Raw genomic sequence first — 16,764 nt, 5'->3', positions numbered from 1 at the left:
AGGTCCCATGCCGCGCAACATCTACGACGACGACCACGAGGCCTTGCGGTCCTCGGCTCGCGAGTTCATCGACCGGGTCATGCGGCCGCGGGCCGAGGAGATGATCCGCGACAAGGTGATTCCTCGGGACATCTGGCAGGCGGCGGGCAAGCAGGGCTTCTTCGGGTTCGACATCCCCGAGGAGTACGGCGGCGCCGGGGTCGACGACTACCGGTTCAACGCGGTCGTCGCCGAGGAGTGGGCCAGGTTCAACATGGCGACGAGCTCGTGCTTCGGAATCCACTCCGACGTGTGCCCGGCCTACATCGTCGACCTCGGCACGGAAGAGCAGAAGCAGCGATGGCTCCCGGGCATCGCCAGTGGAGAGCTCATCATCGCCATCGCCATGACGGAGCCGTCCGGTGGCTCCGACCTCGCCGCGCTGAAGACGACAGCCGTCCGTGACGGCGACAGCTGGACCCTCAACGGATCCAAGACCTTCATCACCAACGGCTACCAGGCGGACCTCGTCATCGTGGCCGCCCGCACCGACGCCTCGAAGGGCGCCAAGGGCATCACGCTCTTCATGGTCGAGCGGGGCATGGACGGCTTCGTCAACGGCCGCAAGCTCGACAAGGTCGGCATGGACGAGTCCGACACGGCCGAGCTGTTCTTCGACAACGTGCGGGTGCCCGACGAAAACCGCCTCGGTGAGGAGGGGCTCGGCTTCATCGCGATGATGCAGCGCCTGCCCCAGGAGCGCATCGGCTCAGGTATCGCCAACGTCGCCCACGCCAAGGCGATCCTCGAGGAGACGATCCAGTACGCCAAGGACCGCAAGGCCTTCGGGCAGTCGATCGGTGCGTTCCAGCACAACAAGTTCCTGCTCGCCGAGCTCGTCACGACGATCGAGGTCGCCGAGGCCTACATCGACGACTGCGTGCTGGCCCACTCGAAGCACGAGCTGACCGCGATCGACGCCGCCAAGGCCAAGTGGTGGAGCTCGCAGGTGCAGAACGACGTCCTCGACTCCTGCGTCCAGCTGCACGGCGGCTACGGCTTCATGAACGAGTACCGCGTGGCTCGGGCCTGGCGTGACGCGCGCGTCACCAAGATCTGGGCCGGGTCGAACGAGATCATGAAGGAGCTCATCGGCCGGGACCTCGGCTTCTGATGGGGGCGCACGAGGGCGCGGTCGCCATCGTCACGGGGGCTAGCCGCGGGATCGGCCTCGGCATCGCCGAGCGGCTCGTGTCCGAGGGGGCCAAGGTCGTCATCACGGCCCGCAAGCCGGAGCCGCTCGCGGAGGCGGTGGAGCTGTTGGGTGGCTCCCAGCACGCCCTCGGCATCGCGGGCAACGCAGCGGACGACGCACACCAGGACGAGGTCATCGCCGCGGCCCGCACGACGTTCGGTGGGCTGCACTACCTGGTCAACAACACCGGGATCAACCCGGTCTACGGACCGATGCTCGACGCGGACGTGGAAGTGGCCCGCAAGGTCCTCGACGTCAACGTCGTCGCCGCGTTCTCGTGGATCAAGAAGGCGGTCGCGAGCGGCCTCGGGGACCAGGACCATCCCGGTGCCGTCGTCAACCTCGCCTCGGTGGCCGGCCAGGGTGCTTCCGGTGTCATCGGCTGGTACGGCGTGTCCAAGGCGGCCCTCATCCACCTCACGACAGAGCTGGGTTACCAGCTCGGCCCCGACACCCGGGTCAACGCGGTGGCCCCCGCCGTGGTCAAGACGCGCTTCGCCGAGGCCCTCTACGAGGGTCGGGAGGAGAAGGTCAGCCGCGCCTATCCGATGAAGCGGCTGGGGACTCCGGAGGACATCGCGGGCGCGGTGAGCTTCCTGCTCAGCCGCGATGCGGCCTGGATCACCGGGCAGACGCTGACGATCGACGGGGGAGTGACGCTCGGCGGTGCGCTCTGAGCGCCCCACACGCGCCCGTATGCCGCTGGGCCGGGTCCGCACGATCGCGTGGACCCGGCCCAGCGGGCTGTTCAGGACTGCCGGGCGGTCACTGGTTGAGGAGCGCCTTGAACTTCAGCTTGACGCCGTACGAGACGGCCTCGGTGCCCCCGAAGACTGCTCCCCACTGGACGGGAGAGGGGCTGCCAGAGGTGACGATGCTCGTGATGGCGAAGCTCGTCGAGCCGGGCAGTGAGTCGGTGCGGGTCAGGACCAGCGGTCCGCCGCCGGCGACGTTGGCGCCGCCGGCGAGCGCATCAGGCCAGTTGAGGCCGGTCGCGAGTCCGATCACCGTCGGGTCGTCGTTCGTGGTGTCGGGGTCGGCCCAGAAGAAGTCGGCGACCATGGCGGCCGTCTCGTAGCGGTCGGCTCCGACGATCTCCGCCGTCCAGCCATACCTGGCCCGTGCCGCCGCCCCGCCGACCGCGACGAGCGGCACCGTGAGGGCGTTCATCTCGTCGAGGTAGGCCGCGACCGGTGCTGGAATGCTGGCGTCCTTCGTGAGGACGACGCTCGACCAGTAGCCTCCCGCGGTGGCACCGGCGGCTAGGCCGTCCGGGAAGTTGAGCCCGGTGGTCGCGAAGACGATCTGCGGCTGCCCGGCGGGGACCAGGGCAGCCGTCTGCCTGGCGATCTCCACGGACGTCGCGTAGCGATCGATGCCCTCGAGGCGCACGACCGTGTAGCCGAGCTCGACGAGGCGGTCCGTGACGCCTGTCGAGACGGCGGCGACGCCGCCGAGGACGTAGACCGGTCCGCCCGGGGCCCCCGTGCCGAGGAGGCGGATGATCTCCGTCTCCACGGCCGGGTGCAGGGCGTCGCCGGGGGTGAGCAGCAGCGGCGCGCCGGCCGCCCCGGCGAGCGCGGAGCCGCCGAGCGCATCCGCGTAGGCGTCGCTGCGAGAGAGCACGACGGCGCCGGCGGCGGTCTCGCTGCCGGCATCGCCGAACCGGTTCACCGACGCCTTGACCGCCGTGGTGATGCGGGTGGAGCCGGAGATTCGGAGGACGTCGACGGTCCCTGACGTGCCCGCCGTTCGCGCAGGCAGGTCGCTGGACGCCCGGCTCGGGGTCAGCTGGTCGAGGGGGTCGTCGGTCTCGGCGTGGGCAGGGGTCGCGGCGACGGACAGGGCCAGCGCGGTGGCTGCGGCGGCGAGGGCGTAGGTACGCTTCATGACGTGTGAGTGGTTCCTCGTGTGGGTGCCGACGGCACCGTGCAGGCGACACCCTAGGGCCGCTCACTCCCCGCCGCATGTCCGGTTGGATGCGATTGGGTCACAGTTGTCTGGCGCTGCGGGGACGCGTGACCGCACCGTGGGCACCACGACACGCGGGGGTTTTCGCGCCTGCCCGGGGCACAGGACAGAATGACCAACCATGGATATCTGGCCCGGACAGGCCTACCCCTTGGGAGCGACCTATGACGGGACAGGCGTCAACTTCGCCGTCTTCTCGGAGGTCGCCGAGCGGGTGGAGCTCTGCCTCGTCGACGAGGACCTGAACGAGACCCGGGTCGACCTGCCCGAGGTCGACGGTTTCGTGTGGCACGGCTACGTGCCCTACGTCCAGCCGGGCCAGCGCTACGGCTTCCGGGTTCATGGGCCCTACGACCCAGCGCAGGGTCACCGCTGCAACCCGAGCAAGCTGCTGCTCGACCCGTACGCCAAGGCGATCGAGGGGCAGACGGACAACCACCAGTCCCTCTTCTCCTACAGCTTCGGCGACCCGGAGGCGGCGACGACGACGGAGATCAACACCGAGGACAGCGTCGCCCACACGATGCTCTCGGTCGTCACCAACCCCTTCTTCGACTGGGGCAACGACCGGCCGCCGCGGCACGAGTACCACGACACCGTCATCTACGAGGCGCACGTCAAGGGCCTGACGAAGCTCCACCCCGACATCCCGGAGGCCATCCGCGGCACGTACGCCGCCATCGCCCACCCGGCGATGATCGCGCACCTCAAGGGTCTGGGCATCACGGCGATCGAGCTGATGCCGGTGCACCAGTTCGTCCAGGACGCGCACCTGCTCGACCGTGGCCTGTCGAACTACTGGGGCTACAACACCATCGGGTTCCTCGCCCCGCACAACGGCTATGCGGCCGGCGGGCAGCGCGGCCAGCAGGTCCTCGAGTTCAAGGGGATGGTCAAGGCGCTCCACGAGGCGGACATCGAGGTCATCCTCGACGTCGTCTACAACCACACGGCAGAGGGCAACCACCTCGGGCCGACGCTGGCCTTCCGCGGGCTCGACAACAGCAGCTACTACCGGCTCGTCAGTGACGACCTGGCCCACTACTACGACACGACGGGCACCGGCAACTCCCTGCTCATGCGCAGTCCGCACGTCCTGCAGCTGATCATGGACTCGCTGCGCTACTGGGTGACCGAGATGCACGTCGACGGGTTCCGCTTCGACCTCGCGGCGACGCTGGCTCGCCAGTTCCACGAGGTCGACAAGCTCTCGGCCTTCTTCGACCTCATCCAGCAGGATCCCGTCGTCAGCCAGGTCAAGCTCATCGCGGAGCCCTGGGACGTCGGCGAGGGCGGCTACCAGGTGGGCGGGTTCCCGCCGCTGTGGACCGAGTGGAACGGCAAGTACCGGGACACCGTGCGCGACTACTGGCGCGGTGCCGGCGGCGCCCTCGCCGAGTTCGCCTCGCGCTTCACCGGCTCGAGCGACCTCTACGAGCACTCGGGCCGCAAGCCGATCGCCTCGATCAACTTCGTCACGTGTCACGACGGCTTCACCCTGCATGACCTCGTGTCCTACAACGACAAGCACAACGAGGCCAACGGCGAGGGCGGGGTCGACGGCGAGAGCCACAACCGGTCGTGGAACTGCGGAGTCGAGGGGCCGACGCAGGACCTGAAGGTGCTGGCCGTCCGGGCCCGACAGCAACGCAACTTCCTGGCCACGCTCATGCTCTCGCAGGGCGTGCCGATGATCAGCCATGGCGACGAGCTCGGTCGCACGCAGCTCGGCAACAACAACGGATACTGCCAGGACAACGAGGTCACCTGGGTCCACTGGGACCTCGACGACGACCAGCAGCGACTGCTCGCCTTCACCCAGTCGATCATCACGCTGCGCCAGGAGAACCCGGTCTTCCGCCGTCGCCGGTTCTTCGCCGGCAACCCGGACCATGGCGGGGAGAGCGACCTCGGCGACATCGCCTGGTTCATGCCGAACGCCGAGCACATGGACGAGCAGGCCTGGCACAACGCCCTGGCGAAGTCGGTGATGGTCTTCCTCAACGGCTCGGCGATCCCCGAGCCCGACCGTCGGGGAGAGAAGATCCTCGGTGACTCCTTCCTCGTGATGTTCAACGCCCACTCCGAGCCGATCACGTTCACGCTCCCCGATGAGGAGTACGGCCGGGTGTGGATCCCCGAGGTCGACACCGCGGCACGAGAGGTGAGCGCCGAGGAGCTCGAGCCCGGCTGGCAGATCGAGGTGGACGCCCGCAGCGTCGTGGTCCTGCGGAGCCCGCGGGAGGCCGACGAGTGACTGCCCCCCGCCGCATCGTCTCGACCTACCGGCTCCAGCTGGGGCCGGACCTCTCGTTCGACGGTGCGGCGGCGCTGGCTCCGCACCTCGCCGACCTCGGGGTCTCCCACCTCTACCTGTCCCCGATCCTCCAGGCGTCGCAGGGGTCGACGCACGGCTACGACGTCGTGGACCACTCACGGATCGCGGCGGGGCCGGGAGGCGAGGCGGGGTTCCGTCGCCTCGTCGCTGCCGCCCACGCGGCCGGGCTCGGGCTGGTCGTCGACGTCGTCCCCAACCACATGACGACCCCGGTGCCGGTGAGCCTCGCCGAGCCGCTGTGGTCACTGCTCAAGCATGGTCAGGGCTCGCCCTACGCCAGCTGGTTCGACATCGACTGGCCCGCCCAGGACGGCAAGGTGCTGTGGCCCGTGCTCGGCGACACGCTGGAGGCGGCGCTCGCCGCCGGCGAGCTGTCGCTCGACGTGGTCGCCGGCGAGACCGTGGTGCGCTACTTCGACCACGTCCTGCCGCTGTCGCCGGAGTCCCGACAAACGGATACCGTCGGCCGTATGCCGCTGGGCTCGGTTCTCGCGCAACAGCACTACCGCTTGGCGTCCTGGCGAGCGGCTGCCACCGAGCTGAACTACCGACGGTTCTTCGACGTCACCTCGCTCATCGGTGTCCGCGTCGAGGACCCGGCCGTGTTCGACGCGACGCACCGGCTGATCATCGACGCGGTGCGTGCCGGTGACACCGACGGGCTGCGCATCGACCACCCTGACGGCCTGGCCGACCCGCAGGGCTATCTCGCGCGGCTGGCCGCTGCCACGGGAGACGCCTGGACGGTGGTCGAGAAGATCCTCGAGGGGCAGGAGCGACTCCCCGTTGACTGGCCGTGTGCCGGGACGACCGGGTACGACGCGCTCGCGCGGGTGGGGGGCCTGTTCGTCGACCCGCACGGGGCCGATCCGCTCGCCGCCCTCGCGGACCAGCTGCTCGGGGAGCACCAGGACCTCGAGGAGATGAGCCTGGCGGCGAAACGGCACGTCGTGGCGCACGTGCTCGGCGCGGAGGTCGAGCGGCTCCTGCGGCTCGTCGCTCGCGCCCTGCCCGGCACCGACCTGCACGAGGCCCGTCGGGTGGTCGTCGGACTCCTCGTCGGGATGGACCGCTACCGGATCTACATCAACCCCGACGGTCCGGTTCAGAGCAGCCTGGCCGCCTCGTTGGAGTCCGCCGCGGCCCGTGGGGCAGGGAAGGCCGACGACTCCCTCGACCAGGGGGTCCTGCGGACGGTCATCGACCTCGCACTGGGGCGGGCCCAGGGCGTGGCGGACTCCGCTGCCCAACGGGACTTCGTGGTGCGGTTCCAGCAGACCTGCGGGCCCGTCATGGCCAAGGCGGTCGAGGACACGACCTTCTACCGGCACGTGCGGCTCGTGGCCCTCAACGAGGTGGGCGGCGACCCCGGCCACGTCGGCGTGTCGGTCGCCGACTTCCACGCCTTCGCGGCGCATCTGGCGACCGTCTGGCCCCACACCATGACGACCCTGTCGACCCACGACACGAAGCGGTCCGAGGACGTCCGCGCTCGTCTCGCCGTGCTGGCCGAACGTCCCGAGCGGTGGGCCGAGTGGATCGGCGCCGTCTGGGAGCGTGCGGCAGCCCACCGGGGGCAACGCGTCGACGCTCAGACCGAGTACCTCCTCTGGCAGAACCTCGTCGGGGCCTGGCCGATCGACGTGGACCGGATCACCGGCTATGCCACCAAGGCCGTGCGGGAGGCGAAGACGCACACCGCATGGGTCGACGGGGACCCCACCTACGAGGACGCCATCCGTCGCTTCAGCGCCGCCGTCATCGAGGATCCGGATATCCGCAGCGCGGTCGACGAATGGCTCGACGGCACCACGGTCGAGACTCGGGCCACCACCTTGGGGCAGAAGGTGGTGCAGCTGCTCATGCCCGGTGTGCCGGACGTCTACCAGGGCACCGAGCTGGTCGACCTGTCGCTCGTCGACCCGGACAACCGGAGGCCGGTCGACCACGCCGAGCGCAGCAGGCGGCTCGCCCGGCTGGATCACGGAGACCCTCCGAGCGATCTGGACGACGAGAAGCTGCTGGTCACCGCGACTGCCCTCCGGTTGCGCCGTGAGCGGCCCGGCATCTTCGTCGGACCGCACGCTGGCTACGTTCCGCTCGCGGCGACGAGCGACCACGTCATCGGCTTCCGGCGCGGCGATGGAGGAGCACAGGACGTCTGCGTCCTGGCGACTCGCCTGGCCGGGAGGCTCAGCGACCGCGGCGGCTGGGCTGACGAGATGGTCGACCTTCCAGCCGGCCCATGGCGAGACCTGCTGAGCGGCGAGGTGGTCGAGGGAGGCCGAGCCGGGCTCGCCCAGCTCCTGCCATCCGGCGGTTGGCCGGTCGCCATTCTGGTCCGCGACCGGGGAAGGAGCAGCTGACCATGGCGCCGATCAGGGTCTGGGCACCGGACGCAGGGCGTGTCGAGTGCGTGGTCGGCGCCGAGCGCCACCCGATGTCCGAGGAGGCAGGCGGCTGGTGGTCGTGGACGCCGGACACCGAGGGCCCCGTCGACTACGGCTTCGCGGTCGACGGCGGCGACCCGGCCCCCGACCCCCGCAGCGCCTGGCTGCCTCACGGGGTGCACGGACCGAGCCGCACCTTCGACCCGGGCGCCTTCAACTGGACCGACACCGACTGGCGTGGCCCGCGCGACGGCCAGGGCACCCTCGGGGCGGTCTTCTACGAGCTGCACCTCGGGACGTTCACCCGCCCTGGGACCCTCATCAGTGCGATCGCCCATCTCGACCAGCTCGTCGACCTCGGTGTCGACGTCGTGGAGCTGATGCCCGTCGCCGCTTTCGGCGGCAACCATGGGTGGGGGTACGACGGCGTACAACCGTATGCCGTGCACCAGGCCTACGGTGGTCCGGTCGCCTTCCAGGTGTTCGTCGACGCCTGCCACGCGCGCGGTCTCGGGGTGTGCCTCGACGTCGTCTACAACCACGTCGGGCCGGTCGGCAACTACCTGCCGGTCTTCGGCCCCTACTTCACCGACCAGTACCCCACGCCCTGGGGGGCTGCCCTCAACCTCGACGGGCCGGGCAGCGGGGAGGTGCGCCGGTGGGTGGTCGACAACGCCGTGCGCTGGTTCCGCGACTTCCATGTCGACGCCTTGCGCCTCGACGCGGTCCACGCGCTGCACGACGAGTCCCCGCGGCACATTCTCGCCGAGCTGAGCGACGAGACGGCCGCGTTGTCCCAGCGGCTCGGGCGGCCGCTCGACCTCATCGCGGAGAGCGACCTCAACGACCCCGTCATGGTCACTGCGACGGCAGCAGGCGGCCGCGGGATGACCGCCCAGTGGGATGACGACGTTCACCACGCGCTGCACGTCACGCTCACGGGCGAGCAGCAGGGCTACTACGCCGACTTCGCCGGAGGCACCGAGGCGTGGCCGGACGGGACCCCGCTTCGCGTCCTGGCCAAGACCCTCACCGAGGCCTTCCTTCACGACGGACGGATGTCGACCTTCCGCGGCAGGGTCTGGGGTGCGCCGGTCGACCGCCGCGCCGTGTCGGGGCACCGGTTCCACGCCTACCTGCAGAACCACGACCAGATCGGCAACCGGGCGACCGGAGACCGGATCAACGCGACGATCTCGCCCGGGCAGCAGGCGATCGGCGCGGCCCTCTACCTCCTTTCGCCCTTCACGCCCATGATCTTTATGGGGGAGGAGTGGCGGGCGAGCACTCCCTTCCAGTTCTTCACCGCCTTCGACGACCAGTGGCTGGCCGAGGCGGTGCGCCAGGGCCGGCGAGCGGAGTTCGCCGCGCACGGCTGGTCGGCCGAGGAGGTTCCCGACCCGCAGGACCCGGCGACGCGCGGGGCGAGCGTGCTCAACTGGCCCGAGCGGAACATTCCCGGGCACACCGAGATGCTGGAGTTCTACCGGGAGCTGATCAAGACGCGTCGTCGCGAGCCGGACGTCGCCTCCGGGGACCTGCTGGCGACCACGGTGGACCTCGACGAGGAGGCGAACTGGCTCATCATGCACCGGGGCCGGGTGCACGTCGTCTGCAACCTCGCGGCGAGGTCACAGACGGTGCCCCTCCACGGGCTGCTCGTCGACAAGGTCCTCGCGTCCTGGGGGCGCGCTCCCGTCGTCGACGAGCACGGGGTCCGGCTCGACGGCCACGACGTGGCAGTGATCCGCTCGGTCTGAGGCGGTCACTCCTTGACGCGGACCATGCCTTCCTGCGCCACGGTCGCGACGAGCCGCCCGCCCTGGAACATCTGACCGATCCCCAGGCCGCGACCGTAGGAGGCAGATGGCGACTCCTGCAGGTAGAGGAACCAGTCGTCGCCCGAGACCGGACGGTGGAACCACATCGAGTGGTCGAGACTCGCGACCCGAAGCCGCGGGTCACCCCAGATGAGGCCGTGCCGCCGGAGCACCGGGTCGAGCAGCGAGTAGTCGCTCGCGTAGGCCAGGACGGCGGCATGGATGAGGGGGTCCTCGGGGAGCGTGCCGACGGCCCGCATCCACACCTGCTGCTCCGCGGGGGAGCCGGGAGCCGGCGTGAGGAACGTGGTTTCGTCGATGGGCCGCTGCTCGATGGGCCGCTGCGTCGCGATGTGCCGAGCCGCGGGGTGGTCGATGCGTCCCAGCAGGTCGGCCAGGGACCGCAGCCCATCGGGCCCGGGCAGGTCGGGCACGGGCAGCTGGTGCTCCAGGCCGGGGGCCTGCTGCTGGAAGGACGCCGTGAACGACATGATCGGTGCGCCCTTCTGGATCGCGTGGACACGCCGGGTCGAGAAGGACCGACCGTCGCGCATCTCCTCGACCGCGAACCGGATCGGCAAGGTGTCGTCGCCGGGCCGCATGAAGTAGCCGTGGAGGGAGTGGATCGGTCGCGGGCCGTGGCGTGCCTCGACTGCCCGGAGGGTGAGCCCCGCCGCCATGACGCACTGCGCGAGCACCTGACCGCCGAACACGCGGTTGTGCGGCATCCGCTGACTGCGTCCCTCGAAGACCCGGGCCTCGGTCGCACCGATGGAGGACGCCGCGTCCTGCCCCTCGATTCCCGTGACGGAGATCTTGGCGGTGCCGAGCTCCTCCAGCGTGAGGACGTCGATGAGGTCCTCGATCGGCGAGAGCGTCGGCTTGAGGTCGTCGGTCACAGCGACGACCCTAGTCCCAGGCCGCCCGCGGGCAAGCACCACGCCGACGCTCAGCCCTCGAGGGCGAGGACGAGGGGCAGGACGGCGGGTGCGCCCGCCTCGCGAAGCAGCGCAGCGGCCACCGTGAGGGTCCACCGCGAGTCGGCGACGTCGTCGACGAGCAGCACCGGGCCGGGGATGCCGCGAAGCCGGTCGTGCAGGTCCACCCCGACGGCGAAGCGCCCCCAGAGGTTGGCCAGCCGGAAGGCGCTGTTGCCCCCCGGCTCGCCGACCGGCCCGCCGTCCACGAGGTCCAGCGCACCCAGATAAGGGAGCCGACCCAGCTCGCCGAGGCCGGTGGCGAGGGAGGTGACCAGCTGCTCGCGGCGCCGGGAGGGCACGGAGACGATGGCGGCGGGGCGCTCCGCCCAGGACCACGCCCGCAGCACCTCGACCACGGCACGCAGGACCTCCGGCGGAACGGGCCGGTCCGACGGTGCAGCGTCCGGGCCGGCGCCGGCGCGAAGCAGCTCCCGAAGACGTTGCCCCCAACCCAGGTCAGTGAGGCGGGCGACCGCCCTTCCCTCAGCCATCGCCACCTCCGCCGCGATCCGCCCCTTGACCTGCACGCCGAGCCGATCCATGCCCGGGGGCCACTGGACCCGAGGCTCCAGCACGACCCCGGGCTGCTCCAGCCGAGAGCGTGCGGTGAGCACCGCCGCCTCGGGGATGTCCACGGCGAACCACGGCTCGGAGCAGCGATCACATCTCCCGCAGTCCTGCGCGGTGTCGTCGTCGAGACACCGCTGGAGGAAGGACATGCGGCATCCCTCGGTGCGCTCGTAGTCGACCATCAGCTGTTGCTCACGGTTGCGAGCCTCCGACACCCGCTGGTAGCGCTCCGCGTCGTAGCTCCACGGCTCACCGGTCGCGACCCAGCCACCCTGGACCCGCTGGACCGCCCCGTCCACGTCGAGGACCTTGAGAAGCAGCTCGAGGCGAGTCCGCCGCACGTCGACGATCGACTCGAGCGCGACCGTCGATAGGGGCCCGCGGCTGTCTCCGAGCGCCCGCAGCACGGAGTCGGCCTGGTCCTGCCTCGGCATCGACGCCGACGCGAAGTAGCGCCAGATGTCCTTGTCCTCCGGCCCGGGCATCAGCAGGACGTCGGCGCGCTCCGTGGCCCGGCCCGCGCGGCCGACCTGCTGGTAGTACGCGACCGGGGACGAGGGCGCGCCGAGGTGGAGGACGAAACCGAGGTCCGGCTTGTCGAACCCCATCCCGAGCGCCGAGGTGGCGACCAGGGCCTTGAGCCGGTTGTCGCGCAGGGCCTCCTCGAGGCGCACCCGCTCGGCCGGCTCGGTGCGTCCGGTGTAGGCGGCCACGTCGTGCCCCGCGTCGCGCAGGGCGGTCGCCACGTCCTCGGCCGCCGACACCGTCAGGGCGTAGACGATGCCGGAGCCAGCCAGGTCGCCCAGGTGGGCGATGAGCCAGGCGAGCCGCTGCTCCGGAGCCGCGAGCGGCATGACCCCGAGGCGCAGGGAGGCCCGCGCCAGCGGTCCTCGCAAGGTCAGCACGTCCCGAGGGGAGCCGACCTCGACGCCCGGCCCGGTGCCCGCACCGCCGACACCCGCCGACAGCTGCTCGACCACGTCGGTCACGACCCTGGCGTTCGCGGTGGCAGTCGTCGCCAGCACCGGGGTCGAGGCCGGCAGCGTCGTGAGCAGGTCCCGGATCCGCCGGTAGTCCGGCCGGAAGTCGTGCCCCCAGTCGCTGATGCAGTGGGCCTCGTCCACGACGAGCAGACCGCAGGTCTCGGCCAGGCCGGGCAGCTGCTCCTCGCGGAACCGCGGGTTGTTGAGGCGCTCCGGGCTGACGAGGAGCACGTCGACCTCGCCCCTCGCCAACGATGCCGACACCGCCGCCCACTCGTCGGCGTTGGTCGAGTTGAGCGTCACCGCGTGGATGCCGGCGCGCTCGGCCGCGGCGATCTGGTCGCGCATCAGCGCCAGCAGGGGCGAGACGATGACGGTCGGGCCGGCCCCCTCGTTGCGGCGCAGGGCGGTCGCGACGAAGTACACCGCGGACTTCCCCCACCCGGTGCGCTGGACGACGAGGACACGGCTGTGGCCCCCGACCAGCGCCTCGATCGCCTCGAACTGCCCGTCGCGGAAGTCGGCGTCATCCCGACCGACCAACCGGCGCAGCGCGACGGTGGCGCGCTCGCGAAGGTCGACGGTGGTCGGGGCGGGGGGTGGGCTCGGCATGACCCCAACCTACGTGGACCCGCTGACCGGGCTGAGCGGCATACGCGGGCTGTGGAGGACGTGAGACCCGCGAGTGGGGATGTGGACGACCCTGCAAGGATGCTGGCATGGAGCCGTATGCCGCTCACGTGTCCTTGCGCTGGTCCGACATGGACGCCTACGCCCACATCAACAACGTCCAGTTCCTCCGCCTGCTCGAGGACGCTCGCGTCATCGCGTTCCGCGACTGGTTCGACAACCCCCACGGAGGCCGCAGCCTCCTCGACGAGGGCGTGCTCGTGTCGCGGCACGAGATCGAGTACCGGCGTCCGCTGGGCTTCCGCCACGAGCCCGTCGAGATCCGCATCTGGGTCTCGCGGATCGGTGGGGCCGGCTTCGACGTCGCCTACATCGTCACGGACCCGAACCCCTTGCGTGACCGGGATGGTGAGACCGTCTACGCCGTTGCGGAGACGGAGCTGGCCCTCTACGACTTCGCCACCTCGACGCCGCGGCGGGTCCGGCCCTCCGAGCGTGCGTCCCTGGAGCGACAGCTCGGCTCGGTGGCTCCCTTCAGGAGGCGGCGCCGATGAGTGCGGTCGTCGAGCAGATCGACTTCGGTCACCCCCACGGCCTGACTGACCTGGCCACCTTCATCGGCCGCGCGCGCGTGGCCGTGCCGGAGGGCGCCGTGCGGCTCCAGGTGCCGGGTCCCGGCCTGCTCGTCGCGATCGTCGCCGTCCTCGAGGGCACCGGCCTCATGGGCGAGGGCACGGTGCTCGGGATGCGGGTCGTGACCATCCGCGAGGCCACCCCGGGGATCGACGCCACAGTGAGCTTCTCAGCCGTCAGTGACCGTCTCGCGAGGAACCGCGAGGACGAGACGACCTTCCGGGTGCCCCCGACCACCGTGGCCCCCGCCTGGTCCGGCCTGACACCGCCCCGACAGGGATGGGAGCGAGTCGGGCTCCTCGATGGCGCCGCCGTCAGGCGCATCGCCGAGCGGGGGATCGCGGAGGTCGCGGAGCAGCCGCACCAGGGCGGCGGTGGTGCGGCGGTTGCGGCCCTGCGCCGGCGGGTCTGGGGCGCGATGAGCGACACCGTCCCGCCCATCGCAGCCGGTCTGGCCTTCGGGGGTCACGTGCTCGGCTTCCTTCGCGCCGGCGAGACTGCTGCCGTGGCGACGTGCGGCCGCTGGACGCGGCTCAGCACCTCCCGCGGTCACGTCCTCATGCGCTGAGCCGAGCGCAACTCGTCGGCGGTCAGGAGACTCCGGTCCACAGGTTGCGTTCCGTCAGCACGTCCTTGAGGACGTCGATCCGGTCGCTGACGAGGCCGTCGACCCCGAGGTCGAGCAGCCGGTGCATCTCGGCCGCGTCGTCCACCGTCCAGGCGTGGACCTGCTTTCCGAAGTGGTGCGCGGCCTCGACCAGACTGCGGGTGACGACGGTGACCTCCCGGCCCGCGACGACGTGCGTCGGTGGCACCTGGAACACGTCGGCCGGCGTCCGGAGCACCCGGGACAACGCGCGGGGGCCGAACCGCATGAGGACGGTGCCCACGTGCGACGCCGCGGTCGCCACGCGTCCTGCCGACACCTTGCGGAAGGTGCTGATCTCACGCTGGTAGAAGGACCCGACGCACACGGAGTCATGCAGCCCACGCTGCTCGATCAGCTCCCACAGCAGCTCGGCGGTCCGAGGCGCCTTGAGGTCGATGTTGAGCTTGATGCCGGGGAAGGTGTCGACGACCTCGGCCAGGAGCGGGATGTGCTCGCCGTGCCCGACCCGCGCCCACCGGACCTTCTCCCAGTCCAAGGTCCGGATCCGCCCCTGCATGTCCGACACCCGGTCGAGGTGGTCGTCGTGGAACGCCACGAGGCGGCCATCGCGTGTCGCGTGGACGTCCGTCTCGATGTGCGTGTAACCGAGCTCGACGGCGTGGCGGAAGGCCGTCATGGTGTTCTCGAAGCCGAGGTTCGGCTCGTAGAGGGCTCCGCCCCGGTGCGCCAAGGCGACCGGCGTCGCGGCGAGGTATGGCCGGCTGGTCATGCGCCGAGGCTAGTCTGCCGGCCGTCGTCGCGTGGTCACCGGCGCGCTCAGGGCCACAGCGCCCAGACGGTCGTGTCCATCGGCACGCGACCGTCCGTGAGCGGACCGGATGACACGAGGAGGTCGGCGCCCTCGGGGAGGGCGACCGGCTCCGGCCCGAGGTTCGCGACCACGAGGAGCCTGCTCCGTGACACCCCCTCGTTGACGAACGCCACGACGTCCGGGCCATAACCCTCGACGAAGGCCAGCGACCCTGTCCCGACGGACACCTCTCGACGCAACCGCAACAGCGCCCGGTAGAGCTCGAGCGTGGACCCTTCGACCCCGGCCTGCCGGTCGACGGCGTACGACGCGTAGACCGCGGGTTGGGGGAGCCAGGTGCGATGCGTCGGGCCGAAGCCCAGGCTCGGGGCGGCGGAGGACCACGGGATCGGGACGCGGCAGCCGTCGCGCCCCTTCTCCGTGCCGCCGCTGCGCCGGAAGGTCGGGTCCTCCCGCAGCTCGTCGGGCACCTCCGTCGAGTCCGGCAGGCCGAGCTCCTCGCCCTGGTAGAGGTAGGCGCTACCGGGGAGTGCCAGCATCAGGGCCGTGGCCGCGCGAGCCCGCCGGAGGCCGAGCTCGCGGTCAGGCTGCGGGTCCTCGGCGCCGATTCCATTGGGGCGCTTGGTCCCCGGCGCGTAGCCCAGCCGAGTCGCATGGCGCACGACGTCATGGTTGGACAGCACCCAGGTCGAGGGGGCCCCGACGGAGTCCGCGGCGTCCAGCGAGCGGTCGATGACGGCGACGAGGTCCTCGGCCACCCAGGGGGTGCCCAGGAAGTCGAAGTTGAAGGCTTGGTGCATCTCGTCCGGGCGGATGTATCGGACACTCCGCTCCTGCGGCTCGACCCAGGCCTCGGCGCAGAGGATGCGGTCGGGGGAGCCGTACGAGTCGAGCAGCGCCCGCCAGGACCGGTAGACGTCGTGGACGCCGTCCTGGTCCCAGTACGGCGTGTGGTGCGTCGGCTCCGGGCTCTCGCCGTCGAGGACGTGGACGGCGGCGTCCTCGGTGTCACCGAGCATGTGCGTGCGGGCCCGGTGGTCGGGCAGGCCGGCCTTCTTGATCAGGCCGTGCGCGACGTCGACGCGGAAGCCGTCGACGCCCCGGTCGAGCCAGAAGCGCAGCACCGACTCGAACTCCGCCCGCACCTGCGGCTTGTCCCAGTTGAAGTCCGGCTGTCGGGTGTCGAACAGGTGCAGGTACCACTGGCCGGGGGTCCCGTCCGGCTCGGTCACACGGGTCCAGGCGGGACCACCGAAGACCGACTCCCAGTTGTTGGGCGGAAGGTCGCCACCCGCCCCCTTCCCGTCCCGGAACAGGTAGCGGTCCCGCTCCGGCGACCCCGCGGGCGCCGCGAGCGCCGCCCGGAACCACGGGTGCGCGTCGGAGCTGTGGTTGGGCACCAGGTCGACGATGACCCGCAGACCGAGCTCGTGCGCCCGGGTGATGAGCGCGTCGGCGTCGGCGAGCGTGCCGAAGGTCGGGTCCACGTCGCGGTAGTCGGCCACGTCGTAGCCGGCGTCCGCCTGCGGGCTCGTGTAGAAGGGCGAGAGCCAGAGGGCGTCGACACCGAGGTCGCGCAGGTGGTCCAGCCGTGCGGTGATGCCGGGCAGGTCGCCGATGCCGTCGCCGTCGGAGTCCGCCCAGGAGCGGGGGTACACCTGGTAGATGACCGCGTGCCGCCACCAGGGCGCGTCCGCCCGGTCGGGGGCGTGCGCGGAGGTGGGTGCCACGCGGAGGGTGGGGTGGGCGATTCGGGTCGGCGTCGAGGTCGGCGTCACGAAGGTCAATCATTGA

The 16,764-nt window shown here is 70.9% G+C and carries 12 protein-coding genes; 7 read left to right on the top strand and 5 right to left on the bottom strand.

The window, feature by feature from the left end:
- The first annotated feature begins 7 nt into the window (after positions 1–7).
- Together ABWV20_RS15090 and ABWV20_RS15085 are read left to right on the top strand one after the other, a co-directional pair.
- Positions 8–1,153, top strand: a complete 1,146-nt coding sequence (locus tag ABWV20_RS15090) for an acyl-CoA dehydrogenase family protein (protein WP_353356468.1) — start codon at positions 8–10, stop codon at positions 1,151–1,153.
- Entirely contained in the window at positions 1,153–1,911 is a 759-nt protein-coding gene (locus ABWV20_RS15085) for an SDR family oxidoreductase (RefSeq protein ID WP_353356466.1), read from the top strand. Before ABWV20_RS15090 ends, ABWV20_RS15085 begins: the two co-directional genes overlap by 1 nt.
- Positions 1,912–1,999: 88 nt before the next feature.
- Here the strand turns inward: ABWV20_RS15085 and ABWV20_RS15080 are convergent, their stop codons facing one another.
- Complete coding sequence (locus ABWV20_RS15080) at positions 2,000–3,124, bottom strand: cell wall-binding repeat-containing protein (protein WP_353356464.1); 1,125 nt, start codon at positions 3,122–3,124, stop codon at positions 2,000–2,002.
- A gap of 202 nt (positions 3,125–3,326) precedes the next feature.
- On the opposite strand from ABWV20_RS15080, the gene glgX reads away from it, so the two are divergent.
- From glgX to treZ, 3 genes are read left to right on the top strand one after another with little or no spacing between them, the layout of a single operon-like run.
- A complete protein-coding gene (glgX, locus tag ABWV20_RS15075; protein ID WP_353356462.1) occupies positions 3,327–5,462 on the top strand; it encodes a glycogen debranching protein GlgX in 2,136 nt (711 codons plus the stop codon).
- The gene (gene treY / locus ABWV20_RS15070; protein ID WP_353356460.1) at positions 5,459–7,909 is read left to right on the top strand and encodes a malto-oligosyltrehalose synthase; all 2,451 of its coding nucleotides are present in this window, start codon (positions 5,459–5,461) and stop codon (positions 7,907–7,909) included. The genes glgX and treY overlap by 4 nt, the downstream gene beginning before the upstream one ends.
- Positions 7,910–7,911: 2 nt before the next feature.
- Positions 7,912–9,693 (top strand): malto-oligosyltrehalose trehalohydrolase, encoded by a 1,782-nt coding sequence (gene treZ, locus ABWV20_RS15065; RefSeq protein WP_353356458.1) that lies wholly within the window; start codon positions 7,912–7,914, stop codon positions 9,691–9,693.
- Between the two features lie 5 nt (positions 9,694–9,698).
- Here the strand turns inward: treZ and ABWV20_RS15060 are convergent, their stop codons facing one another.
- Both ABWV20_RS15060 and ABWV20_RS15055 read right to left on the bottom strand, forming a co-directional pair.
- Entirely contained in the window at positions 9,699–10,652 is a 954-nt protein-coding gene (locus ABWV20_RS15060; protein ID WP_353356456.1) for an acyl-CoA thioesterase, read from the bottom strand.
- Between the two features lie 50 nt (positions 10,653–10,702).
- Complete coding sequence (locus tag ABWV20_RS15055; RefSeq protein WP_353356454.1) at positions 10,703–12,898, bottom strand: RecQ family ATP-dependent DNA helicase; 2,196 nt, start codon at positions 12,896–12,898, stop codon at positions 10,703–10,705.
- Between the two features lie 107 nt (positions 12,899–13,005).
- Between ABWV20_RS15055 and ABWV20_RS15050 the strand changes: the two genes are divergently transcribed.
- Both ABWV20_RS15050 and ABWV20_RS15045 read left to right on the top strand, forming a co-directional pair.
- Positions 13,006–13,470, top strand: coding sequence for an acyl-CoA thioesterase (locus ABWV20_RS15050; protein WP_353356452.1), 465 nt, complete (start codon positions 13,006–13,008; stop codon positions 13,468–13,470).
- The gene (locus ABWV20_RS15045) at positions 13,467–14,117 is read left to right on the top strand and encodes a DUF8185 domain-containing protein (protein WP_353356450.1); all 651 of its coding nucleotides are present in this window, start codon (positions 13,467–13,469) and stop codon (positions 14,115–14,117) included. Before ABWV20_RS15050 ends, ABWV20_RS15045 begins: the two co-directional genes overlap by 4 nt.
- A gap of 22 nt (positions 14,118–14,139) precedes the next feature.
- On the opposite strand, the gene ABWV20_RS15040 is transcribed toward ABWV20_RS15045, so the two are convergent.
- Positions 14,140–14,928, bottom strand: a complete 789-nt coding sequence (locus ABWV20_RS15040) for a glycerophosphodiester phosphodiesterase family protein (protein WP_353356448.1) — start codon at positions 14,926–14,928, stop codon at positions 14,140–14,142.
- 47 nt (positions 14,929–14,975) lie between these two features.
- The gene (locus ABWV20_RS15035; RefSeq protein ID WP_502901795.1) at positions 14,976–16,748 is read right to left on the bottom strand and encodes a glycoside hydrolase family 13 protein; all 1,773 of its coding nucleotides are present in this window, start codon (positions 16,746–16,748) and stop codon (positions 14,976–14,978) included.
- Positions 16,749–16,764 lie beyond the last annotated feature (16 nt).

Origin of the sequence: Intrasporangium sp. DVR, assembly GCF_040365325.1 — a bacterium.
Taxonomy (GTDB): domain Bacteria; phylum Actinomycetota; class Actinomycetes; order Actinomycetales; family Dermatophilaceae; genus Intrasporangium.
The sequence above is the reverse complement of the archived record's forward strand: the minus strand, read 5'-3'. Positions and strand labels throughout refer to the sequence as shown.